Raw genomic sequence first — 26260 nt, 5'->3', positions numbered from 1 at the left:
GTCATTTTTTTTGTGCTGTTTTCCGTATTGATAAATCAAACTAATATTGGTTTCCACAAACTATTGCAATGCATTCGTCTGTAAAAAAAGAATATTGCTTCTCTTAATTAGTCGCAGGACTGATTGTTTGTTAAGTTTTTTTCACATAATACAAATCAATTCTTTTTGGCAAAAGTGGTAACTTCGCTGTCTGTACCAAAAAAAGCTAACCTTATATTTTGATAACAAATGAGTAAGTACCAAAAAACAAATATTATTGTCGGATGGATAGCCTTTGCAATAGCTGCTGTTGTCTATTTTTTAACCCTTGAACCTACTGTTAGTTTTTGGGATTGTGGAGAATTTATTACTTCCGCATATAAATTAGAAATTGGACACGCTCCGGGAGCACCGTTTTTTATGCTAATGGCCCGTTTTTTCTCCCTGTTTGCTTCAGGAACCGAAAATGTTGCTTTACTAGTAAATTCCATGTCTGGATTAGCCAGTGCTTTTACAATTCTGTTTTTATTTTGGACAATCACCCATTTGGCTAAGAAACTTGTTGTTACTGGTGAAGAAATATCTGGATCTCAGATATGGACAATTGTAGGAACCGGATTTATTGGAGCCATGGCTTACGCTTTTTCTGATACGTTTTGGTTTTCAGCCGTTGAAGGAGAAGTTTATGCTACATCTTCGCTGTTTACAGCAGTTGTTTTCTGGTGCATCTTAAAATGGGAAAACGAAGAAGGCAAGGCTTATGCAAACAGATGGTTAATTCTGATTGCTTACTTAATGGGCTTGTCAATTGGAGTTCACCTTCTAAATTTGTTGGCAATTCCGGCCATTGTAATGGTATACTATTTTAAGAAGCACGAACCAAGCAGGATTGGAGTTTTAAAGGCATTGGGCGTTGCTTTACTTCTTTTGGGTGGTGCAATGTATATTATCATTCCAGGTGTGGTAAAAGTGGCTTTTGCTTTCGATTTATTCTTCGTGAATGTAATGGGTCTGCCTTTTAATTCAGGGGCCTATATTTTTATTCTTTTACTGATTTCGGCTCTTGTTTGGGGCATTCGATATACTATTTCGCATGGCAAAGTAGTCCTGAATACTTTACTTACTGCACTAACAGTTGTCCTAATTGGATATTCGTCCTATTCATTAATAATGATTCGATCGGCAGCTAATCCTGGTTTAGATCAGAACAATCCCGAGGATCTATATTCTTTACTTTACTATCTGAACAGAGAACAGTATGGCGATAATCCTTTGGTGTATGGGGAATATTTTAATGCTCCGTATGATGAAAAAGAGAATTACGTAGACGGCAAAGATGTTTACATTAAAAAGGACGGGAAATATGTAGTTTCTTACACGCCAAGGAAACCAAACTATAGTAGTTCCCACAAAACGGTGTTCCCAAGAATGTACACCAAGGGGATGACGGGTAAAAATCCCGAAGAGTATGCCAAATGGACTGGTCTAAAGGCTGATCAGAAAACAAAACCAAGCTTTGCACAGAATCTGGATTTCTTTTTTAGCTATCAGGTCAATTACATGTACCTCCGCTATTTTATGTGGAATTTTGCGGGCCGTCAGTCCGATCGACAATCCTATAGCGGCGTTATTGAAGGCAACTGGATTTCAGGAATTCCATTCATAGATAATTATCGATTAGGTGATCAGAGCCTTAGGCCTGAGCACATGACTAAAAATAAAGGAAACAATACATACTACTTTTTACCGCTTTTGTTGGGCTTGGCCGGATTACTTTATCAGTACAAAAAAAGTACGAACGGGAAGAAGGATTTTTTCGTGGTTTTTTTGCTGTTTATATTAACAGGATTAGCCATTGTAGTGTACCTAAATCAGCCTCCCTTGCAGCCACGCGAGCGTGATTATGCTTACGCAGGATCATTTTACGCTTTTACTATTTGGATCGGCTTAGGATTCCTTGCAGTGGTTCAGATTTCTAAAAAAGTACTTCGGAAGGATACACTTGCCATTCCTGTCGCATTCACTCTTTGCTTTTTGGCAGTTCCAGCATTGTTTGCACAACAAAATTGGGACGATCATGACCGATCGGATCGATATGTAGCAAGAGATTTAGCCTACGATTATCTGAATTCCTGTGAGCCAAATGCAATCCTATTTACCATGGGCGATAATGATACTTTCCCCTTATGGTATCTGCAAGAGGTGGAAGGAGTCAGAACAGATGTTCGTGTTTGTAATCTAAGTTATCTTTCTACCGATTGGTACATTGACCAGATGAAGCGAAAGAATTACGATTCAGATCCTTTGCCGATATCTCTTGGTCAGGATAAATACCTGATGGGAAACCGCGATGTGGTTTATGTTCTTGATGATCCTCGCTTAAAGGCCTATGTTGAAAAAAATGGAGGATTGGATTTGAAAGATGCGGTTGAATATGTTGCGAGCGACAAGGAAAGTACAAAAAAAATATACGGATACGACGAGCGAATTGATCATTTCCCGGCAAATAAATTTCGCCTTCTAATTGATAAGGAGCAAGTCCTAAAGACCAATACTCTTTTAGAAAAGGATTCTGTTAAAATTGTGAATCAAATGGAATGGGAAGTGAAAACAAACTACATCGATAAAGGCGGTTTGATTCTTTACGATATGTTGGTTCAGAACAATTGGAAACGACCTGTCTATTTTTCCATAACTGTGCCTTCGAGCGGATATTACGGCTTAGAAGATTATTTTAGGTTGGAGGGTTTTGCCTATCGACTGGTACCGATCAAATATGAAAATGAAGAGATGCAGATAGGTGGTGTAAATACAGATGTAATGTATACCAATCTGATGAATAAATTCAGATGGGGAAATATGAACCATCCGGATGTGTATATCGATGAAACCACTTCCCGTTTGTGTACCAATATGAGAAATAATTTTCTGCGACTAGCAGAAAGCTTATTGGATGAGGGGAAAAGAGATTCTGCGGTGCTGGTTATAGATAAATGTGTTGAATTGGTGCCTAATGAGAAAGTGCCTTTCGATTATTTGTCCATTCTTTTGGCTCAGTCCTACTATCGTGCTGCGGAGTATGAGAAGGGCAATCAGATGATTCAAACCATATCGCAGCGATTAGTACAGGAATTGGATTATTACATGACTCTAACTCCGGTTTCTACTTCCCAATTCCCTCGGTTAAAGAGTAGGAATTTGGCTTTATTGCAGGAGTTGTATCGCATTACAGACAGATACGATCAGAAGGAATTGAATAAAAAGATTGAATTGGAATTTAAGAGATTATTAGAAAGCTATAAAGGATGATGAAGTTGAGATGGATGAGAGCTCCGGGGATATTCAAAATCTTATTTCCGGACTTTATATGGCGATACAATTCTGGAGCAAAAAAGGTATATCTGACATTTGATGATGGACCCATTCCAGAATCTACTTTGTGGACATTGAATCTGCTTAAGGAGAAGAATGTAAAAGCTACTTTCTTTTGCGTAGGCGAGAATGTGCATAAATATCCAGAATTATTTCAAAAAATTCTGGATGCTGGTCATGCCGTAGGTAACCATACTTATAATCATTTAAAAGGCTGGTCTGTTAATACACAACGTTATATCGAGAATGTAATTATGGCCTCAGATGTAATAGATTCCAAATTATTTCGGCCACCTTACGGGCAAATAAAAAGATCTCAGGCAAAACACTTACTTTCAGAGTATAAGATTATTATGTGGGATGTTTTGAGTGGCGATTACCGGAAAGATATTACTCCTGAAGAGTGTTTGAAGGATGTTCTTAAAACGGTTCGTCCCGGATCCATTATATCATTCCACAATCATCAGAAAACGGAGGTGAATATGCGTTTTGCAGTACCTCGCTTGATTGATGAATTGAAGCTTCAGGGTTATGAGTTTGACGTTTGTAAATAAGAAATCAGAAAAACATTTCTTTTCCATCAGGTAAACTGCATTTGAATACGTAAATTTGCTCTCGATCAAACTATTAATACCATTTTATAACCAAAACCATTTGAAAATTCTCGTTTTGCTTACTTCTTTACAGCAAAGTGGGATTGGTTGCTAATTAATACTATTAGATGAAAGTACTTCTTTTGGGTTCCGGAGGCCGTGAACATGCTTTTGCATGGAAATTTGTTCAAAGTGAAAAATTGGAAAAATTATATGTTGCTCCGGGAAATGCCGGAACTGCTGCAATTGCAGAAAACATAGATATTAATCCTAACGATTTTGCAAAAATAAAAGATTTTGTTCTTGAAAAAGGAATTAATATGGTCGTTGTTGGCCCGGAAGATCCGTTGGTAAATGGAATTCATGATTTTTTTCTTGCCGATGAGGCTATCAAAAGTATTCCCGTAATTGGTCCTGAAAAATTAGGTGCTCAATTAGAGGGAAGTAAAGACTTTTCGAAGGAATTTATGTTCCGACATGATATTCCTACCGCAAAATATAAAAGTATCACATCTGAAAATTTAGAGGAGGGTTTTACTTTTCTGGAAAGCCTAAAAGCTCCTTATGTGTTAAAAGCAGACGGTCTTGCAGCAGGTAAAGGTGTTCTAATCATTTCTGATTTAAACGAGGCGAAACAATCCCTTAAAGAGATGATCGAAGGAATGTTTGGCGATGCAAGCAGTACTGTTGTGATTGAAGAGTTTTTGGCAGGTATCGAGTTGTCGGTGTTTGTATTAACTGATGGTAAAAACTACAAGACGCTCGCCGAGGCAAAGGATTATAAACGAATTGGCCTAGGAGATACTGGTTTGAACACCGGTGGTATGGGAGCAATTTCACCGGTTCCTTTTGCAACTGCTGATTTCATGCAAAAAGTAGAAGATCGTGTAATCGTTCCAACAATTGAAGGTCTTCAGAAAGATAATATTCCTTACAAAGGTTTTATTTTTATTGGTTTGATGAACATTGGCGGAGATCCTTATGTGATCGAATACAATGTGCGAATGGGCGATCCGGAAACGGAGGTAATCATTCCAAGAATCAAATCAGATTTACTGGAATTGATGGAAGCTGTTTCGAAACAAGAATTGGATAAAGTACATTTCGAAATGGATGACAGAACGGTAACTACAGTGATGTTGGTTGCAGGAGGTTATCCCGAAGCATACGAAAAAGGCAAAGCCATTACCAAATTAGATGAGGTGGAAGGTAGTATTGTATTTCATGCAGGAACAAGCTTCTCGGGTGATGATATTGTAACTAATGGAGGTCGTGTTATTTCTGTAAGTTCATATGGCGATACCATGCAGTCTGCTTTGGATAAATCTTTTAAAAATGCTGAGTTGATAAACTTCGAAGGAAAATATTACAGAAAAGATATTGGATTCGATTTAAAATAATTGTTTGTATACTAACTATCACTTCATTTTATTTGAAATTTGAGTGGTAGTTATTACTTTGTTTAGCAATATGCTAAAAGATAAAATCCATGCTCTTAAAAACACTTAAAGGCCGCCATTCTGTTCTACTGATACTAGTCCCGATTATTATTGTATCGCTATGGATGGGTGCGTTTCTTCACCCTGAATCCTTAACGGCAGGACAAGATCAAATGCCATTGTATGAATTGTTGAGATTCCTTACAGCGGGTAATGATTTCATTTTAAATCTCATTGCTTGTCTTCTTCTTGTATTGATGGCTTATGGAATGGTTCGGTTGAATGAACAGTATATTTTTATACGGCAGCGAACCGATTTGCCAGCCTTTGTATTTGCTTTTATTGCCACAGGAACAATTGCCTTGGGAGGAATGCATCCGTCATTATTTGCTGCTTTTGTACTGTTTCTTTCCGTTGATAGAGTATTTAAAATTTACCAAGGTACAGCAACCCTTTCCAACTCTTTTGACGTTGGTTTCTTAATTGGATTGGCAAGTCTGTTTTATTTGTTTGCAGGTGTATATATTCTATGGTTTTTGATGACACTTGCAGTATTCGGTTATTTCCGGAGTAAGGAAATTCTGGCTGGTTTAATGGGTTTTATTGTTCCAATATTTTTGATGTTTGCCTGGTGTTTTTGGAATGAAAACCTTCCGGAATTCTTACATACAATCAGTAAGCTTTTCTCATTTCATAACCATTTAGGGGCTGTGTCTGTATTCCAATATTCCTACTGGGGAATTCTTGGATTTCTGGTTGTTCTGTCTTCTTTGTATATGTTGAATGTTTACGAGGAGAAAAAGATTAGTTCACGTAAATACTTTATTGTTTTGTTGACTTTTTTCCTCGTTTCAGCTCTTAGTTTTCTGTTTTTTAAAGGGGCAGGTGTTGAGCAATACTTTATCAGTATTATTCCGGTTACCTATATTACCAGTCACTATTTCGTATTACAAAAACATTCTTGGATTGGTGAGGTTCTGTTTTACATTCTTGTGATCTCAAGTATTCTTATCCGCTTTATTGGATAAAAAAAAGTGCCATTTCCTAAGAAATGGCACTCCATATAGAAAGTTTAATTTTATTTTTCCACAATATTTGTTAGGTCAAAAGCTGTTGCTACATTAGCATCATCCTCGTTATCATTCACTGTGAAAATAATGTCGTTAAAATCTTTGTCACCAGAAGGTAACTGAACATCTTCGAAACACAATACGATATCCAAGCAGTTTTTTTCTTTGAACATTACATGTTGTTGTTCTCCATTGTTCCATGCAATATTGGTGTAATGACGATAAATACCTTCAACAGTAGCACCATTTTTCCATCCGTTTACGATTAAGCAAAATCCGATTACTGTGTTTTGTGCAAAAGGAGCATCACCTAACTGAACACGATCTCCAGCTTTAAGGCCTCCTCCTGATTCTTCTTTGGAAGCATTAGGGAAAAGCATGTGAAGCTCTATTTCGTCAGCACTTGCAGGAGGATTCTCTGCATCGTAAGTGTAGTATGCCAATGAATTTTTGTAGCCTGCATTCTCCTCAATGAAAGTTAAATATACAGGAGATTCTTTGATTAATTTCAGAATTAATTTATTGTCATCAGAAAATAAATCATCGTTAGCACTACGATTATCTTTTCTTTCAGGAAACATTTCAATAATGTTATCTACTAAAGTTTCACAAGGTTTAGTTGGAATTACAATTTCTGGCTCACCTTCGTCCAGTTCGATGGTAAGAATTTTTAATCCACCAGTACCGGCAGCAACAAAAATATAGTTTCCTCTTGACTCAACAAAGTTTACCGATGTACCAAAATCCATACTTCCTAACAGACTAACATTATTCTCATTCTCAGGAATCATGGCACCAACATAAACACCAGCACCACCATTACCAATTAGTAATAATTCTTCATTTAAGCATACCGAGTTGGTTACATAGTTCTCGTCAAGACCATTTGTAGGCGTTGCCGGACGATTGAAATGCTCTTTTAGACTTCCATCTAAATTACGAATATCTAATCCTGATACATTTAAAGCAGCAAGAATATATTCATCAGTTACATCAATTTCAGTTTTTGAATCGATTGTTACTGAGCCTGTAACTTGAATATCAGTTAATGGTGTAAAATCAGTTTTCGTAAATGTACGAATTTGTTGAGGAGCACTTAAAGTATAAATGTTATCAGCATTACTACTTAAAGATCTGGCGTCGTTAATATCAATGTCTTTTACCAAAGAATAATCACTACGCTTAAGAATAGTAAGTTTTCCATCCGATCCACTAGTTGCATAAATGTAATTTTCGTCGATTTCAACATCGGTACCAACATAAGAAGGTAGATCAACTAATGCAGTAGTAGATATGATCTTTTTAGAATTGCTTAATTCCAAAGCCAATAATATTGCTGGTGATTCAAGAGTATAACCTTCACTTTTTTCATCCAAAGCACCAACAAGGTAAATTACACCATCGTAATAATCAACTGCACTAACGTCAATATCTGAAAGTAAGACTTGAGCTTGTAATATGGGATTGTCTTCATCCGAAATATCAAATAGATCAACACCGCCGCTATATTCAATTCCTTTAGTATTATAGGAAACAAATGCCATGTCGTCAATAATTTTAACATGAGTGGCTTGAACTGCTTTACCTTTTACTTTAGGAGCTTCAACTTCGGCTTTTAATTTAAAAGCGTAGTTTTTGGTATAATCAATTTCAATTCCTTCATTCCCAGATTTAGTTCCTGTTGGAAGATTGTTGATTTGAACCAATTTATTCATAGTAGACACTCTGCTGGAAAGATCCGCAGGATCGTTGTTGATTGAAATGCCTTCTTCAATTGTTTTCTTTTGATCGATTTGTTGATTGTTATCATTATCCTCCGAACAAGAAGAAACAATTATGAAAAGACCAATCATTAATAGTAGATATTTCCTCATAACTATTTGTTGTTATTAATTTAATCTGATTTTTGTGTTATAAGCTGCAAGTTACATTGTTTGTGTTAAATGTAAAGTCTTATTATGGTTAAACACTTAAAAGTTTTGATGAAACTATCTTTTTTACTGACGAATACTCGCTAAGACTTGTTGGTAACTCTGCTAAAAGTATTGACTACTACATCTTTAAAAGCGTTCTTTTAATGTCTAGAATAGTCTCTCACCTTCATAAATCATTGGTATTTCACCTGTTTTATTGAAACGATAGTGCATTGTATACGTGAGTGGATAGTATATTGTTATGTGAGCTTTTAAATATTTGTTTATTGATTGAGATATTGCAAAATAATTGCTGAAGAGTTAGTTTGAGTTTATTTTCTAAAATGTTTCTTGATCCATTTAGGAAGGATAAAGACTCCAATTAAGAGATAAGGGTAGTATGAAATGAGTCGCCAAATTAATGCCATAGTTGCTGCAACTCCTGCGGATGGAAGAAAATCGCCCAAATATTTTGTAAAAACCCATTCCGAAAATCCACTTCCTCCAGGGGTCGGACTAACCAGCATCATGATCCACATTACCAGTTGTCTTGCAAATATCATAACATGTTCTGTAATACTATATCCTTGAAATATGAAAGCAAGAAGAATTACATTTACAACCCAGTATCTGGCAGTCCACGACCAAAAAGTTGCCATGAATGCTTTCAGCCAGAACCAAAAAGGTTTTCTCCGCAGTTCTTTCGAACTTTCTATGATGTCGGTGCCTGCTTGGTTTGCTCCCTGTTTCCACTTTCTAAGAATCGGGAGTTTAAATATCCAAAGTAAAAGCCACTTCAATCCTCTTGGATTCCAAAATAAGCCATAGGTTAAAACAATAAAATAACCTGCTTTTACAAGATACCCGATAAGAGCAAAATATAAAAGAGATTCCAGCCATAAAGAATGTCCTGGAGCATCTGTCATGAATAGTTGGTTGACATCTAAAAACAATATCAGTAAAGGAAACATGAGGATGAAATACAGCTCATCTAGAAATGAAGTAGACATTACGATGGCCGAACTTTTACCTACTTTTAAGCCCTCTTTGTTAAGGTATAGTATTGCTACTGATGTTCCACCAATTGCCGAAGGGGTTATTGCTGATGTGAATTCCCAAAGCATGATTATCCGAAAGGATTTGCTCCATGTGAATGTTCCATCTGTTAAAATACGTAATCGAGCCATATAGCCTAAATCACGAATTACCATCATGATTAGTGCTACACAAATCCAAAAAAGTGAATGCCATGAAAACTCAATAAGAGAAAGAGTTGTGCCATCAACCTCTTTTACCAACATATAAACAACAACAGCGATTCCAATAAGAATAGGATATACAATTCTACTTGGACGAACACCGTTAAGCAGTTTATTTTGACTAGCTGGTTGGTTTATGCTCATTTTTTAATCTTTATGGATACCAAACTTACGGAATTTAAGAGTTTGGATTACAAATTGTTAATGAAGTAAATGTTAAAATACTCTAAAATAGAGGATGCTATTATTTATAAGGATAATTAAATTTAAAGAACCTTCTCTTAAAATAATCAAAACTATTTTCGGTGATAATTTTTCTAAGCAACCAAATTAGTTTAGCATGTGTGGGTACGATGTATCTGATTCGTGGATTTCTTGATTCGCTTGCATTCACAATCACTTCTGCAACTTTCTCTGTTTTTACTTGAATTTTCCTTGATTTTAGAAGAAGGTTCTCAAGCCGTTCAGTCATGGTTCCATAAGCGGTGTTCTTTGAATATTCAATTGCTTTGGATAAGGCAATATCTGCCCATTCAGATTCGATTGCACCAGGATTAATTAGAATTACTTTCACTCCAAATGATCTAAGCTCTTGTCGGAGGCAATCCGAAATTCCTTCCAATGCATATTTTGATGCGTGATACCATCCACCCATGGGAAGTGTCATTCTTCCAAGTATAGAGCTGATATTAATAATTCTTCCGTTACAATTCACTCTCATTTTGGGTAGAATCATTTGAGTAAGTTGCATTAAACCAAAAAGGTTGACCTCGAATTGCTGTCGTGCATCAGCCATAGGAACATCTTCAATTGCGCCGTATAGGCCAAAGCCTGCATTGTTTACTAAGATGTCTACGCGTTCTGATTTTTTATAAATATGATTTACAACTTGCCTGCAATTTTCAGCATTAGTGATATCTAGTTGCAGAATTCGTGCACCTTTAGCCTCCAGATCCATCATTGCATTGGTCGATGGAGCTGTTGCATATACGGTGTATCCTTTTTTTAGAAAAAGCAGAGCTGAGGCTTTGCCAATTCCAGAGGAAGCTCCCGTGATTAAAACAATTTTTTCTTTCATGTAATAGTGAATCGTAAGCCTATTGCAGATTTTAATGCATTCTTCATTTTCAATAAATTATCAGAAGATACACAGAATATGAGTTTATTTCAACCGCATTGTGGTGATAATTTTTAAGACCTTCGTGTTATTTCGTAGATCAGTCAATTGTACACATTATTAATGGTGAATTTTTGTTATTTTTAATAAACAAATTTTCACACTTAAAGTCTATGCCCACAAATTCTTCTTCTCACAAATTTGGAACTGCTCCGGTCTTTTTTACGGCTATTTCGACCATATTAGGTGCGATTTTATTTCTTCGTTTTGGATTTGCCGTTGGAACTCTTGGTTTTTGGGGCGTAATCTTAGTTGTTCTTCTTGGTCATTTGGTAACAATTCCAACGGCTCTGGCTATTTCGGAGCTGGCAACAAATAAACGCGTTGAAGGAGGTGGAGAATATTTTATAATTTCCCGTTCGTTTGGTCTAAATATTGGTGCGACAATAGGAATCGCCTTGTTTTTTTCGCAGGCAATAAGTGTTGCTTTTTATGTAATTGCTTTCACAGAAGCTTTTGAACCTGTATTTAACTGGGCTTTTAACACATTCGGGTATGCATTGCCACGACAGGTGATAAGTGTTCCCGCCATGTTTTTCTTGTCGATACTAATTCTGAAAAAAGGAGCCAATCTAGGTGTGAAAGCTTTGTATTTTGTGATTGCCATATTAATGGTTTCACTCTTGCTATTTTTCTTGGGAACAACAGATCATGCTTCTGTTTCCGAATTTAATTTGATGAATGCGGACTTTAGGAATACGGATAGCTTTTTTGTTGTATTTGCGATTATATTTCCCGCATTTACAGGGATGACTGCCGGAGTTGGTTTATCAGGAGATTTGAAAAATCCATCCAAATCAATTCCTTTGGGAACAACCTCGGCTACTTTAATTGGAATGGTTATTTACTTTTTTGTGGTGTATAAGTTGGCATTTTCTGTTAGTAGTGCCGATTTAATAGGAGAGCAGTTGATAATGGCAAAAATTGCCATAGGCGGAAGTTTGGTAATTCCATTAGGTTTGGCCGCATCAACAATATCATCAGCATTAGGCTCAGTAATGGTTGCACCACGCACACTTCAAGCACTATCAATCGATCGTTCTTTTCCTTCTAAACCATTGAATAAATGGTTGGCAAAAGGTAGAGAATCAGATAATGAACCCATAAATGCATCATTAATTACCTGCGTAATTGCAATGGTATTTGTGGTTTTAGGCGATGTGAATGCAGTTGCTCAAATTATTTCTATGTTTTTTATGGTGACTTATGGTTCCTTGTGTTTAATATCTGTTTTAAATCATTTTGGATCATCGCCAAGTTACCGACCTTCTTTTAAATCGAAGTGGGTGTTGTCTTTGATCGGCTTTATAACATCAGTATGGGTGATGTTCAAGATTAACTTTTTGTATGCATTAGCAGCGGTATCAGTAATGATATTACTTTATTTGTTTATTAATCGATATCATAAAAATAGAAATGGACTGGAATCAATATTTTTAAATTCTCTTTATCAGCTAAATAGAAATATGCAGGTTTTTTTACAGAAAACAAGAAAGAGAAAAACCCGGGAATGGAGACCAAGTGCTATTTGTATATCGAAAGAATCTTTTGAGAGGGACACAGCCTTTGAGCTTCTCAATTGGATATCGTACAAATATGGGTTTGGAACTTATTTGCATCGAATTGAGGGATATTACTCGAAAGCTACCTATCGGCAGTCGCAGCAAGAATTGGATCGATTAATTAAAAGTTTCGATAAAATAGAGAATCATGTTTACGTCGATACCATTATTTCGCCATCTTATACTTCAGCGATAGCGCAAGCAATTCAGCTTCCTGGTGTGGCGGGAATGGAAAATAATATGGTGATTTTCGAGTTTAATAAAGAAAATCCTGATCGCTTGAATTTAATCATTGATAATTATTCATTAGCCCGTGCAGGTAATTTTGATTTCTGTATTCTGGGCAGTTCTTCACGGAGGATTAATTTTAAAAACAATATCCATGTCTGGATTAAATCTTCGGATACCGACAATGCGAATCTGATGATTCTACTTAGTTTTATTATTGCGGGTCATTCTGATTGGAAAAAGGCGGACATTAAGATATTCAATATCTGCAAAAAGGAACAGGCCAATGAAACCAGAAAGCAATTGGATGAACTGGTCGTTTCGGGCCGACTGCCTATAACAACTTCGAATATCGAAATTATTCATGAACAGGAAAATGTTGCGGCCAAAGAGGTAATCAATAAGCGTTCGGCTGATGCCGGATTAACGATTGTTGGATTTAGAGGTGAAGCGCTGAAGCATGAAAAAGAGGAACTTTTTAAAGGATATGATTCTTTAGGCAATGTATTGTTTATCAATGCGAATAGCCAGAAAACAATAGAGTAGGTTGGCTTTTGTCGTAAGCCTTGGATAGCTGTAAATGAAAAAGTCCGGGAACCACCCCGGACTTCAATCTAACCCATTTTAATCTATGAAAACCTAATCCTCTCGGAAAGGATGATACAAATTTATGAAAACTATCTGGATTGAAAGCACTAAAAAATGTTAATTAAGGTTAAACAGAGTGTGATGTGATTGTTAACTCCTGAGAATCTCTTATCGGTAAGATTATTTGTAGGGACAATTAATTAAATTCCTGAGTAACTCTCCTAATCAAGTTCTACTGACTGGCGGAGATTCATGTTCGGATACCATATTTGAGATGGTATTTATACCCGAAAGGGCATTGTAGAGTACCGAAGCTTCTTTTTATATCCGGTAAGGTATAAAATTGAATGAAAAATAGAAATAAATGAATTGCAATTTGAAGTCACGAAAGAGTCGTATTCTTACGTATTCGTGATTTTTTTGAGTCTTTCCCATAGTGTTTCTTTTTGTGTAACGTCATAGTAGGACAAAACAGTGCAAAAAAAAAGCGCCAAGGGTGGAAGCCCCTAAACGCCTTATCTTTAATGTGGAGAATATCGGAATCGAACCGATGACCTTTTGACTGCCAGTCAAACGCTCTAGCCAACTGAGCTAATCCCCCAACTTTGATTAAAAAGAGAATGTTTAATGCTCTTGGCTCCCGATAGGTATCGGGATGAGCTAAATCTCAATTCGATTGCAAATATAGATGAAAATTACACATCTCAAAACATATGTAAGATGATTTTTTCCAAAAGTCAAACATTTTTAAATTGTATACGTAAAGATAAAAGAGTGAAGAATCTATTTTAGTTCGAAAATTGTTTGTCAATAGACAATTGATTGGTAGCAATGTATAGTGTGTGTATAGGTAGGATGAGTCCGAACACAATAGATTCTTCACTCTACTTTTTTGATATTTATAATTTAGATTGGCTATAAAGAAAAAACCGACTAAGTTTATAGTTCATTTATACACAGAGGTTTTATCCTACTTTAAATTACTGCAAACTTCCTATCTTAAATGTGATTTCTCAATCGTTTACTGACTGAGAATCAAATTTATTGCTTCGGAAAATCGGTTTGCTTTTATTTTTTATATCTTTATGGCTCGAAATCGTTTTCTAATTGAAAAGGATTTTGATTATAAAATTGAATTACCTAGTTTTAAGCGCTGAAATTAAAAGAAAATAAAAAGAAGATTATGGAAGTTAAGAAGTCACCAAAAGCAGATCTTGAAAATAAGAGAGGTCTTTTTCTTGAGATTGGTCTGGCTCTTACTCTTGCCTTTGTACTTCTTGCATTTGAATGGACTGTAGATTCTAGCGAAGCTACTGGCCTGCAAGATCAACAAGAGATGGAGGCAGAGGAGGAAATGATTCCTGTTACTAGACAAGAACCTGTTAAGCCACCACCACCACCACCACCAGCTCCTAAAATTGCTGATGTTTTGAACATCGTTGACAATGAAGAGGAGATTGAGGATGAACTAGAGATTGAAGATTCTGACGCTGACATGGATACTGAAGTTGAAATTCAGGTTGTAGCCGAAGAAGAAGAAGAAGATGAAGCTCAGGTTTTTGTGATTGTAGAAGATATGCCTGAATTTCCAGGAGGAACTTTGGAATTACAGAAATGGATTGCTAAATCTGTTAAATATCCTGTAATTGCACAGGAAAATGGTATTACCGGTCGTGTTTTTGTTACTTTCGTTGTAAACAAAGTTGGGCAGGTTGAGCAGATTCGTGTAGTACGTGGAGTTGATCCATCATTGGACAAGGAAGCTATTCGCGTAATTGGTGAAATGCCTAAATGGAAGCCAGGTAAGCAGCGAGGTAAAGCGGTAAAAGTATCTTATACTGTACCTATTAACTTCCAATTGCAATAAACTGAATCTATCGTTATTCTAGATATTTGAGGCTCTGATTTTTCAGAGCCTCTTTTTTTATGCCTTAATCGCAGATGCTTTGTTGAATATTGTTTATTTTTGCCCAATAATTTCCGTACTTTGTTAATTGTATTTGTTTTTAGATAGGCTTTGCTGTCTGTCTTTAAATTAGGAAAGAGTTTTATGCAAAGGCAATTAAGCCTTTGTTTTTTGCAAATTGATTAAATGGGAGAGAAGCTGATATTAGATAAAGAAGTAGAAAAAGCGATTTTGATTGGTGTTATTGACAAATCAAAAAATATGACAGAAGGTTTGGTTAAGGAGTATCTTGACGAACTGGATTTCCTAGCCTTAACTGCTGGGGCAGAAACGGTTAAGCGTTTCACTCAAAAAATGGATTATCCTCATCCAAAAACATTTGTTGGAACGGGTAAACTTGAGGAAATTCTTGATTATCTGGAAAAGAATAAGGACATTAAATTGGTAATATTCGATGATGAACTTTCACCGTCACAGCTAAGGAATATCGAGCGCGCATTGGAACGTAAAATTTTGGACAGAACAAATTTGATTCTCGATATATTTGCCAGTCGTGCTCAAACAGCAAATGCTAAGACTCAAGTGGAGTTGGCTCAGTATCAATATTTACTTCCACGATTAACAAGAATGTGGACTCACCTTGAGCGTCAGCGTGGGGGAATAGGTATGCGTGGTCCTGGAGAAACACAGATTGAGACTGACCGAAGAATAATTCTTGATAAAATATCCAAGCTTAAGGAAGATTTAATAAAAATTGATAAGCAAAAAGCAACTCAGCGTAAAAATCGCGGGAAAATGGTTCGTGTTGCTTTGGTTGGTTACACCAACGTGGGCAAGTCGACTTTAATGAACATGATTAGTAAATCTGAAGTGTTTGCTGAGAATAAGCTTTTTGCAACATTAGATACTACTGTTCGTAAAGTAGTTATTCAGAATGTGCCATTTTTATTGGCCGATACTGTTGGATTCATAAGAAAATTGCCTCATAATTTGGTCGAATCATTTAAATCAACCTTGGATGAGGTTCGTGAAGCAGATGTAATTTTACATGTCGTTGATATTTCTCACCCTAATTTCGAAGATCAAATTAAGGTTGTTAATGAAACAATGCTCGAAATAGATAAGCGTGAAAAACCAACATTCTTAGTTTTTAATAAAATTGATGCTTTCACTTACGTGAAAAAAGATGAGGACGATCTTTTACCGAAAACCAAAGAGAATTATAGTTTAGAGGAATTAAAGCAGATGTGGATTGCAAAAGGAGATACTCCTTGTTTGTTCATTTCGGCAATTCATAAGCAAAATATTGAGGAATTTCGCGAGGTAGTTTATGATGTAGTAAAGGAAATTCATTCAGCTCGATTTCCGTATAATAGTTTTTTATATCAGGATTATTCTAATTTGATGGATTAATCCTTAGGGAATATAACTAGTTTTTAGTTAGTGTACGAATGGGTTTCGTACGTGTGAAGTTAGTGCTATTCGCAAATAATACAAAGGCCAATGAAATTGTTTTCATTGGCCTTATTTATAGTGTTATACAAGATTGTTTTTCCCAAGGAACTCTGCGATTTGAACCGCATTTGTAGCTGCTCCTTTTCTAAGATTGTCTGAGACAATCCAGAGGTTTAAAGTGTTTGGATTTGAGAAATCTCTACGAATTCTGCCAACAAAAACTTCATCTTTTCCATGTGCGTATTTTGCCATTGGATATTCGTTATTGTCCAAATTATCTTGAACAATTACGCCATCGGTTTCCGAAAGAATTTTTCGGACTTCATCCAAATCAAAATCATTTGCAAATTCGATATTTACCGATTCAGAATGTCCGCCAACTACAGGTACTCGTACCGCAGTAGCAGTTACTCTGATGCTATCATCTTTTAAGATTTTCTTGGTTTCATTAGCCAGTTTCATCTCTTCTTTGGTGTAGCCATTTTCAGTGAATACATCACAATGAGGAATACAATTCTTGTCGATTTCGTATGGATATGCCATTTCGCCTTGAATACCATTTCTCTCATTTTCAAACTGCGTAACGGCTTTAACACCAGTTCCGGTAATTGATTGATAAGTTGAGATAACTAAGCGTTCCATTTTGTATCGCTTATGCAAAGGTGCAAGAGCAACAACCAACTGTATGGTTGAGCAATTTGGATTTGCAATAATTTTGTCTTCTGTGGTTAAATCGACAGCATTGATTTCCGGAACAACTAATTTTTTATTCTTATCCATTCGCCATGCCGACGAGTTATCAACAACAGTCGTACCTACTTTTGCGAATTCAGGAGCCCATTTTAAAGAGGTGTCCCCACCAGCTGAAAAGATTGCAATTTGTGGTTTTAATTCAATTGCACTTGCCATACTGATTACTTTGTATTTTTTTCCATTAAATACAACTTCCTTTCCTACAGATTTTTCACTGGCTACAGGATATAATTCACTAATCTGAAAATTTCTTTCTTCCAGAACTTCCAGTATTTTCTGACCAACCAGACCTGTGGCGCCAACAACTGCAATTCTCATAACATAATTCGATTTAAATAATTGATTATAAATTTGATTATAGTTAAATTAGCTTCTAATTCAAAAAGCAACTCAAATTTAAAAGGAATTTTCCATGAAAAAAACTCTTTGCCTTAAATTGTTTTCATTGCTGTTTCTATTGAACAGTAATTGTTTGTACGCTGATGATATCTGGGAAATAAATTTTGCCAATGATATTGGAAAAGGTTATTGGAGTAGTTCTTCAGATATAGTAGGAATTACTGATTGGTCTTTGGATGTTTCTAACTGCACTCTCTCTGATGACGACGATTACGTGATGGTTGTAGGAACGGGTGGTGGGAGGTTTGAAGCCAAGGATTGTGATGGAGAAGCGGTTTGGAGGAGTAAGTTGGTTGACATTTCTGGCTACACAGAGATTTCAATTTCTATGTTATTAGCAGAAACGGGAAGTTCTACAAATTCAAGTAAATATGCAAAAGCATACTATGTAATTGATGGCTCAGAGGAGATTATTTTTGAATTGAATGGTCAGAATATTGGTAATTGGGGGAGTGTAAATGCAACTCAATCTGGTTTAAACGGATCCAGTTTGGAAATAATTGTCCGGTTGAATAATCCAAATGCAGGCGATTTGGTCTATTTTGATAATGTTGTAGTAAACGGAACTGCAATTGTACCAGAAAGTGATAATCTAACTCAAATTCTGGCTTCTGATAATTTCGTTGAATCGGTTCAGTTCAACACAAATAATAATACTTATAAAGAACTGGCTTTGCCGTGTTTCCGATTTATTATTGATGAAACAGTGGAAGCAACAGATGGCTTACCAACTAAACTTGCGAAAATGACTTTCTATAATTCTATTCCTGACAATGGAATGAATTGGAAAGATTGTTTTGGGGGCTTGTCTTTATATTCAAATGATGAAGAAATAATTCCGGAAAGCATTTTTATTGAAGAGGATTCTATTGTCATGGATTTTGCAGAAAATCAAATTACCATTCCAGATACAGAAAAGATCGAATTTGAATTGCGTTGTTATTTAAATTCCGATCATCCTTTAACAGATGGGGAAACATTTCAATTTCATTGTAAAGAATCAGCCCGAGGATTTATCACTTATAGCTCGGGATCTGGTTTTAATTTAGCAAATGAAATGCTTTCTTCTGCAACTCATCGAATTGATGTTGAGGCTACGCGAATGATATTCTCTGAGTGTCCCGATTCTCTTATTCGGAATCAGTATTTTTCTGTTTTGATTAATGCCGTGGATGACTTTAATAATAAGGATTTAGATGCAAATCAATCGGTTAGTTTGTTGTTGGAAGATGGATCGGCCGAGTTGGAGTCAGTTAACGGATTTCAGGATTTATTTGAAAAGGGGGAAACTCGCTTTGATTCATTGAAATATTCTATTCCGGGGTTCATTAAATTGGCCGTAACTAACGATGTGTTGCCCAAAACGGTTTCTAGCAATATATTGATTGAGAATACACATGAATCATCTGTAAATGTTGATGATTCATATTTCTCTGATTCAATCATATCTTCTCTTTTGATTAAGGAAACAGATGCTTTTGAAGTCTTTAGATTTTCGGTGACGGATTCGGGGAATGATGATTCTTCAACGCTCTTGGAACAGATTAAATTGGTTGGTTCGAAGAAAAATCAAGTGAATTGGGAAAAAACCATTGAAAAGTTCATATTAAAAGTTGATGGAAAGGTAATAGATATTGAGACTTCCATTGATGATGATCAATTGGATATTCAATTCTTTGAATCTGAGCTTAACAGAGAAATTCCGGATGAAGGTACTGTTGTGTATTCTGTTCTGGCTTTTTTAAAAGAGGGAAAGACTATTGATGAAGAATTATTTCAAATGGAAATAGACTCTTTGCATCCAAGCTGGTTAATTTCCGAAAGCGGCAGTGGTTTGAGTTCTAAATTTACTGGTAATTTGACAGGTCCAGAGTTTATTCTGGAAGTAAAGGCAAAGGAAATGCTATTTCAAACTATTCCTGAATCAGTAAATTATCAGGAACAATTCACAATCGTTGTTCAGCTTGCTGATAGTTTGGGAAACATTGATACAAACTCTGAGTTTGACATAGAACTTTCTCTGGCTTCTGGGAATGGTGAACTTTCATCAGAAAATTTAAAACTTACAAGTGCGGATGGATATTTTCGATGGGAGGATTTAATTTATAGTGAAGCGGAAAATTTCACAATTCAGGCCGAATGCGATCATTTCCCAACGATATTGAGTGATTATATATCCGGTGTTGATAAAACCTCTGTAATCGGCTTGGATAGTCCTGTATTAGCGAAACCTCTTAGTTCTTTGGCAATAACTCAAGATGAAGCCATATCTATTCTTAATTTTAAAATATCAGATGTTGCAACTCACGATCAGTTGCCAACAACGATTTCAAATTTGAAATTTTATAATGCATATCCTGAGCATTCATTTTCATGGTCAAAACATATTTCAGGGGCAGTCTTACTTTTAAATGCTGAAGTTATAGCTACAACATCTGATATTAGTGACGGCGAAATTGAGTTTAATTCATCTAAAGGAGTATTGGAGCTTTCTAACAATTCAGAAATAAGCTTATCTCTGGCTATCTTTTTTCGGAAAGGTCAGCTTCCGGATAATGCAAATATTCAGGTTGAAATACCAAAGTATCATCAGTGGAAATGTTTGGAAAGTGGTTCCAATATAGAGGAGTTGTTATCTGAAGATATTCGATCCAATATTCATTTCATTAATACAGAAGCAAGTAAACTCTCTTTTTCTTCGTACCCTTTTGGGATTAATGATTCAAATGAGAAATTCTCTTTGAAAATTACTGCATGTGATAATTTTGATAACGTCGATAAAGACGTAATTGGAGCAGTTCAACTCAGTTTGCTTGAAGGGGATGGGGAATTAATTGTTGCAGGAAATAATCTCCAATTTAAAAATGGAGGCGTTGATTTTGATTCTATTCAATACAATGGAACAGAAGATTTTGGTTTGAAGGTTGAATCGAATCTTAAATCTGATTCAATCAATATTCTTTTGGGAAAAGATGAATTAGATATTGATGAAAATTTCGAATCAAAAAGTCTTGAAAAATGGATAAATAGTGGAGACTGGATTGCTTCTTCATACCTTCCAATTGCTGGTGGATATTCATTGAAACACAACTTATCAGCTGAGTTTGGAGAAAGTTATATTTCTAAAGATTTATTGGGATTCGATCCAAAATCGAGTGCAATTAATTGGAGTTTTATAATTAGAAATGGCGATTGGGATCCATCTTCGGGAAATAAATTTGTCTTTCATTTATTAATGGATAATTCTGATCCGAATGTGGCGGTTACCAAATATTCTGTTGGAGTAAATCAAAGTGGATCAAGTGATATTTTGAGTTTGTGGAGTTTGGATAAAGATCAGAATTTGAATGTTTTATTGGAATCAGGATTCAACTGGAATGAAAATGAAGCGGTAGCAATTCAATTAACTTATAATCCGAATGGCGTGTGGGAAATGGAATATAACCGATTGGGAAATAAAGAGAATTGGATTACTGCAGGAGCGATTGAGTCTGAAGTGAGTTTAGATGCAGAGGAATGGTTTTCTGGTTTGGAGTTTACTTTCGAAACAGCTTCAAGAGCCGGAAATCTTTGGTTTGATAATTTAGAAATAGAATCCATTAACACGGCTCCATTTTTAAAATCTTATGAGATTGTTGGACAAGACTCGTTGCTTTTGGAATATTCCGAAGATTTGGATCTTTTGGCATCTTCCAAAATTGAAAACTTTAAATTGGGAATAGAGGGAGGAGAGTCTTGTGAATTTGATGTGTTAGCTGGCAATGCAGATAGTAATTTATTATTGGTATTGAATAATGATCTTAAAACGGGTGATTATCAACTTGAGATTTCAAATATAACTGATTCTAAAGGAGCGACGCGGAAATATGAAACAATTAAATTTGGATATTTTGCTCCTGCACAGGTTTCCGATATCGTGATAAACGAAATCATGGCAGATGAAATTCCTTCTGTTGGGCTGCCGGAATATGAATTTATTGAACTGTATAATGCCAGTGAATATCCTATATCCATTGATAATTGGATTGTAAAGGTAGGAGAGAAAGAGACTATTTTAGGTGAGTTTTGCATTGCATCAAATGCTTATTTGATACTCTGTTCTACAATTGCTGTGGATCAATTTTTAGAATTTGGAGATGTGTTAGGAGTTAGCGCTTTTCCTGGATTAACAAATTCAGGAAAAACAATTGAAATTCAATCTGCTGAGAAGGTTGTTATTGATCAGGTTTCCTATTCGGATTCATGGTACCGGTCTGATGAAAAATCGGACGGAGGCTGGTCTTTGGAGCGAATCGATCCTTTGAATACTTGCAGTACGATGAGCAATTGGTCCGGGTCAAAGAGAGAAACTGGAGGAACACCTGGAAAAGAAAATTCCATTCATGGGAATAATATCGACAATTTTCCTCCAGTAGTTTCTCATTTAAGGGTTTTGTCTAAAAATCACCTTTCAGTGGAGTTGAGTGAACAAATCGACACATTATCCTTGCTTAGTCTCCAGAATTATTTGTTGAATAATAATCCTGCGTCAACAATTACAGTGGAAACGCCGATGACTGTTCGCCTTGAGTTTGACAATTCTTTTGAAGATGGTCAGGAGCAACAACTAACTATTTCCGGCTTGCAGGATGAGTGTGGTAATGTGCTGGATACAGTTTTGAATTTTATTTGGCATGAGGTTCATTCCAACGATATTGTAATAAACGAAATCATGGCAGATGAAACTCCTCCTGTTGGGCTACCTGAATATGAATTTATTGAATTGTACAATACCAGTGAACATCCTATATCCATCAACAATTGGGTTTTAAAAGTAGGAGAGAAAGAGACTGTTTTAGGTGAGTTTCGCATTGCATCAAATGCTTATTTGATACTCTGTGCTACAATTGCTGCGGATCAATTTTTAGAATTTGGAGATGTGTTAGGAGTTAGCGCTTTTCCTGGATTAACAAATTCAGGAAAAACAATTGAAATTCAATCCGAAGAGAAGGTTGTTATTGATAAGGTTTCCTATTCGGATTCATGGTACCGGTCTGATGAAAAATCGGACGGAGGCTGGTCTTTGGAGCGAATCGATCCTTTGAATACTTGCAGTACGATGAGCAATTGGTCCGGGTCAAAGAGAGAAACTGGAGGAACACCTGGAAAAGAAAATTCCATTCATGGGAATAATATCGACAATTTTGCTCCAGTAGTTTCTCATTTAAGAGTATTGTCTAAAACCCATTTATCTATAGAGTTGAGTGAACAAATAGACAAATTATCCTTGCTTAGTCTCCAGAATTATTCGTTGAATAATAATCCTGCGTCAACAATTACAGTGGTAACGCCAATGACTGTTCACCTTGAGTTTGCCAATTCTTTTGAAGATGGTCAGGAGCAACAACTAACTATTTCCAGCTTGCAGGATGAGTGTGGAAATGTACTGGATACAGTTTTGAATTTTATTTGGCATGAGGTTCATTCCAACGATATCGTGATAAACGAAATCATGGCAGATGAAACTCCTTCTGCCGGGCTGCCGGAATACGAATTTATTGAATTGTACAATGCCAGTGAATATCCCATATCCATTGAGAATTGGATTTTAAAAGTTGGTGAGAAGGAAACACTTTTAGATTTGGATACAATTGCAGCCAAAGCTTATTTGGTTTTGTGTTCAAAATCTGCGGCAGAAGAATTTAGTTCGTTTGCAGATGTCCTGGGAGTAAGTAGTTTCCCCGGATTAACAAATTCAGGAGGAGCAATTGAAATTTTATCCGCCGAGAATTTAATTATTGATCAGATATATTATTCAGATTCATGGTATCAGTCGGATGAAAAATCGGACGGAGGCTGGTCTTTGGAACGACTTGATCCTAAAAATACGTCATGGCAGGAAAATAATTGGAAGGCTTCGGTAAATGAATTGGGAGGAACTCCAGGCAAGTTAAATTCAATTTATGCTGAAAATCAGGATTTTATTGCACCAAGTCTTGAATATTGCCACTCTGTTTCTGGTAATTGTTTACAACTTGTTTTTAGTGAGCCAATTGATAGTTCCGGAGTATTTAAATTGTCAAATTTCACACTATCATCTGAGGTAATTCATCCAAATGAAGTAATTCAATCGGATATCATAGGTAAAGAATTCCAGTTGTATTTTCAGGATGATTTTGTAAAAAACAGTCAATATCAACTTGTATTATCAAACAATATTAAGGATTTAGCTGGGAATTCGATTCTTACTAAAGAATATGAGTTTTGGATACCGGGAATCATTTCAGAAGGTGATTTGGTGATAAATGAAGTTTTATTTAATCCTTATCCCGATGGATCGGATTATGTAGAGATTGTGAATGTATCCGATAAAGTAATTGATTTAGCACAAGTGGAATTGGCTGGCAGAACGGACAATTTTGAATTGTTTGGGGAAGTTTCAATTTCAGATAAATACCTTCATCCCAAAGAATATATATTGGTGACTAAGGATACTCTCAATGTTCAGCAAAATTATTTTACATCTAATCCTGATGTTTTCTGTCGAATAAAATCTTTACCCTCTTTTTCTGACGATGCCGGAAGGGTTGTTATTACTTCTAATAATATAATCATTGATGATTTTGCATACAATGAGGATATGCATTTCGGATTATTGGCTTCGGTAGAAGGAGTTTCTTTAGAAAGAATAAATCCAATCGAAGAGACAAATCGTGAATCTAATTGGCAATCGGCAGCTCAGAATATTGGATTTGGAACTCCGGGTCTTCAAAATTCAGTTTATAGTGATGTCGATCTTGCTGAGTCTGAAATAAGTTTATCCTCTCAGGTATTCACCCCCGATAATGATGGTATTGATGATCGTCTTTTGATTAACTTCAAAATGGAAGAGGATGGTTTTTTGACTTCAATTCGTATTTATAATTCAATGGGAATTGAAATTAGAAAATTGGCAAGTAATGTGAACTTGGCAAATGAGGATTCTGTGTTTTGGGATGGACTAACTTCAAAAAGGGAGAGAGCGTCAATTGGTATTTATCTGGTATACATCGAATTGTTCAGTCCAAATGGTGAAGTTCGAACCTATAAGAAAACCTGTGTTTTGGGAGGTAAATTCAATTAAATGGCATTTTTTTTTGAGGTAATTGAGTTTTTAAATAAAAAGAAAATTAACTATTGATTATTTGTAGTAGTTTTTGTAACTTGATGATGCTTAGGGTATTTGGGTTGAATTGTCGTAAACCGGAATGTCTCTCAAACCGCTTTAAGCAATAGCTGTTAATTAATGTAGTGGTTAATTTAATGGTAGAGTAAAGGGGAGTCAATTCGATTTCCCTTTCATTTTTATATTGAATCGGTTTTGATGTTGTGCAGATTGCTTGAGCGTTTATTTTTGCTTACATAGTTCATAATCTGAACGTCAAACTTTGATTTATCCTCATTTAAAAATTTTATCCGTAAAGGAATGTAGAATAAATGCTCTTTAATCGATTCTTGATTAATTTCCATATCGAAAAACCGTGTGGCATCTTTTTCTGTGGTAACGATAATTTTATTTTCGCCTTCTAATTTTTCAAATTTTGATTGGATGAGATTAAGATCCTTTATTTGAAATGAGTAATGATCGGAGAATTGGACTTCTTCAACAACATCAGAAAAGTTTTCAAGATATTCCTTAAGAGGTTTAGGATTGGCGATACCTGTCACTAAAAGAATAGAAAAATTCTCTTTTGCCCAATCTTCATTAATTATATTGATCGCATCATTTTTAAAAACAGGTTCCAAATTTCCGTAATCAAGCGTAGTAAAATATAAAGATTGAAACGGGAGAAGATCTAATTCTTTGACAATTATTCTACGATCAATAGGTGTCATATTTCTCGGCGATTTGCTTACAATAATAATGTTAGCACGGTCTTTTTCGCTTGCGCTCTCTCTAAGCCTGCCATAGGGCATAATATAATCTCGGGTAATGGGTCGGTTGTAATCTATTAATAGAATTGATAAACCGGCTTTTATTGATCTGTGTTGGAAGGCATCGTCAAGCAATACTGCATCCAAATCATTACCATGTTCCGATTTTAGCAGATTCTTTACTCCATTTACTCTTTTATTATCAACAGAAACTAAAATATCAGGGAACTTTCTTTTGATTTGCATTGGCTCATCACCAATCTGATTTGATGTTGATGTTTCATCGGCAAGTAAATAACCTTTTGATTTTCTCTTATATCCTCTACTTAGCGTAGCTATTTTGTAATCATCATTAAGTAAGGTGATAAGGTATTCGATATGAGGCGTTTTTCCAGTTCCGCCAACAGTAATGTTACCAACAGATATGATTGGGATTTTAAATTCGGTGATGGGTAAAATATTAAAATCGAAGAGGATATTACGTACAGATACAACCATCCCATATAGTAAACTAAAAGGAAAAAGCAGACTTTTCAGTATGGGGGATAGTTTTTTCATTCGATCATAGATTTGAAAAAGGAATTGATTCTTTTTCCAAAGTTGTTCATCTTTGGTTCGTGTTATATACTGTCTAAAATTACAGAAATAATTCACAGGGTAATAATTTTCTTGCT

13 protein-coding genes and 1 tRNA gene are annotated in these 26260 nt (G+C 35.7%); 8 read left to right on the top strand and 6 right to left on the bottom strand.

All coding sequences use genetic code 11. The features are described 5' to 3' along the window. Positions 1 to 228 precede the first annotated feature (228 nt). From ALGA_RS07335 to ALGA_RS07320, 4 genes are all read left to right on the top strand, one after another. Positions 229 to 3288, top strand: a complete 3060-nt coding sequence (locus ALGA_RS07335; protein ID WP_096428709.1) for a glycosyltransferase family 117 protein — start codon at positions 229 to 231, stop codon at positions 3286 to 3288. Continuing rightward, on the top strand, positions 3285 to 3905 hold the full coding sequence (locus tag ALGA_RS07330) for a polysaccharide deacetylase family protein (protein WP_197705721.1): 621 nt from the start codon (positions 3285 to 3287) through the stop codon (positions 3903 to 3905). The genes ALGA_RS07335 and ALGA_RS07330 overlap by 4 nt, the downstream gene beginning before the upstream one ends. A 167-nt stretch (positions 3906 to 4072) precedes the next feature. Beyond that, entirely contained in the window at positions 4073 to 5344 is a 1272-nt protein-coding gene (gene purD / locus ALGA_RS07325) for a phosphoribosylamine--glycine ligase (protein WP_096428708.1), read from the top strand. A gap of 89 nt (positions 5345 to 5433) precedes the next feature. Then, positions 5434 to 6411: a DUF6427 family protein gene (locus ALGA_RS07320; protein WP_096428707.1), complete on the top strand. Its 978-nt coding sequence runs from the start codon at positions 5434 to 5436 to the stop codon at positions 6409 to 6411. A gap of 50 nt (positions 6412 to 6461) precedes the next feature. On the opposite strand, the gene ALGA_RS07315 is transcribed toward ALGA_RS07320, so the two are convergent. The 3 genes from ALGA_RS07315 to ALGA_RS07305 all read right to left on the bottom strand — a co-directional run bounded on the left by ALGA_RS07315 (position 6462) and on the right by ALGA_RS07305 (position 10703). Then, entirely contained in the window at positions 6462 to 8327 is a 1866-nt protein-coding gene (locus tag ALGA_RS07315) for a DUF4114 domain-containing protein (RefSeq protein WP_096428706.1), read from the bottom strand. A gap of 371 nt (positions 8328 to 8698) precedes the next feature. Next, positions 8699 to 9769 (bottom strand): lysylphosphatidylglycerol synthase transmembrane domain-containing protein, encoded by a 1071-nt coding sequence (locus tag ALGA_RS07310; RefSeq protein ID WP_096428705.1) that lies wholly within the window; start codon positions 9767 to 9769, stop codon positions 8699 to 8701. A gap of 100 nt (positions 9770 to 9869) precedes the next feature. Then, positions 9870 to 10703 (bottom strand): oxidoreductase, encoded by an 834-nt coding sequence (locus ALGA_RS07305; RefSeq protein WP_096428704.1) that lies wholly within the window; start codon positions 10701 to 10703, stop codon positions 9870 to 9872. 212 nt (positions 10704 to 10915) lie between these two features. Here ALGA_RS07305 and ALGA_RS07300 point away from each other — a divergent pair, with 212 nt between their 5' ends. Further along, positions 10916 to 13138 carry an APC family permease gene (locus tag ALGA_RS07300; protein ID WP_096428703.1) on the top strand — a complete coding sequence of 741 codons (2223 nt, stop codon included), beginning with the start codon at positions 10916 to 10918 and terminating at the stop codon, positions 13136 to 13138. Positions 13139 to 13707: 569 nt separating this feature from the next. Here the strand turns inward: ALGA_RS07300 and ALGA_RS07295 are convergent. Next, positions 13708 to 13781 (bottom strand) — tRNA-Ala (locus ALGA_RS07295). A gap of 582 nt (positions 13782 to 14363) precedes the next feature. On the opposite strand from ALGA_RS07295, the gene ALGA_RS07290 reads away from it, so the two are divergent. Continuing rightward, positions 14364 to 15047, top strand: coding sequence for an energy transducer TonB (locus ALGA_RS07290; RefSeq protein ID WP_096428702.1), 684 nt, complete (start codon positions 14364 to 14366; stop codon positions 15045 to 15047). Between the two features lie 225 nt (positions 15048 to 15272). Beyond that, positions 15273 to 16499, top strand: a complete 1227-nt coding sequence (gene hflX / locus ALGA_RS07285) for a GTPase HflX (protein WP_096428701.1) — start codon at positions 15273 to 15275, stop codon at positions 16497 to 16499. Between the two features lie 123 nt (positions 16500 to 16622). Here the strand turns inward: hflX and ALGA_RS07280 are convergent, their stop codons facing one another. Beyond that, positions 16623 to 17612 (bottom strand): aspartate-semialdehyde dehydrogenase, encoded by a 990-nt coding sequence (locus ALGA_RS07280; protein WP_096428700.1) that lies wholly within the window; start codon positions 17610 to 17612, stop codon positions 16623 to 16625. 94 nt (positions 17613 to 17706) lie between these two features. Here ALGA_RS07280 and ALGA_RS07275 point away from each other — a divergent pair, with 94 nt between their 5' ends. Next, positions 17707 to 24795 (top strand): lamin tail domain-containing protein, encoded by a 7089-nt coding sequence (locus tag ALGA_RS07275; protein WP_096428699.1) that lies wholly within the window; start codon positions 17707 to 17709, stop codon positions 24793 to 24795. Positions 24796 to 25016: 221 nt separating this feature from the next. Here the strand turns inward: ALGA_RS07275 and lpxK are convergent, their stop codons facing one another. Then, on the bottom strand, positions 25017 to 26144 hold the full coding sequence (gene lpxK, locus ALGA_RS07270) for a tetraacyldisaccharide 4'-kinase (RefSeq protein ID WP_096428698.1): 1128 nt from the start codon (positions 26142 to 26144) through the stop codon (positions 25017 to 25019). Between the last annotated feature and the right edge of the window lie 116 nt (positions 26145 to 26260).

Origin of the sequence: Labilibaculum antarcticum, from assembly GCF_002356295.1 — a bacterium.
In the GTDB taxonomy this organism is placed as follows: domain Bacteria; phylum Bacteroidota; class Bacteroidia; order Bacteroidales; family Marinifilaceae; genus Labilibaculum; species Labilibaculum antarcticum.
Note: the sequence above shows the minus strand (reverse complement) of the source record. Positions and strands in the feature narration are given on the sequence as shown.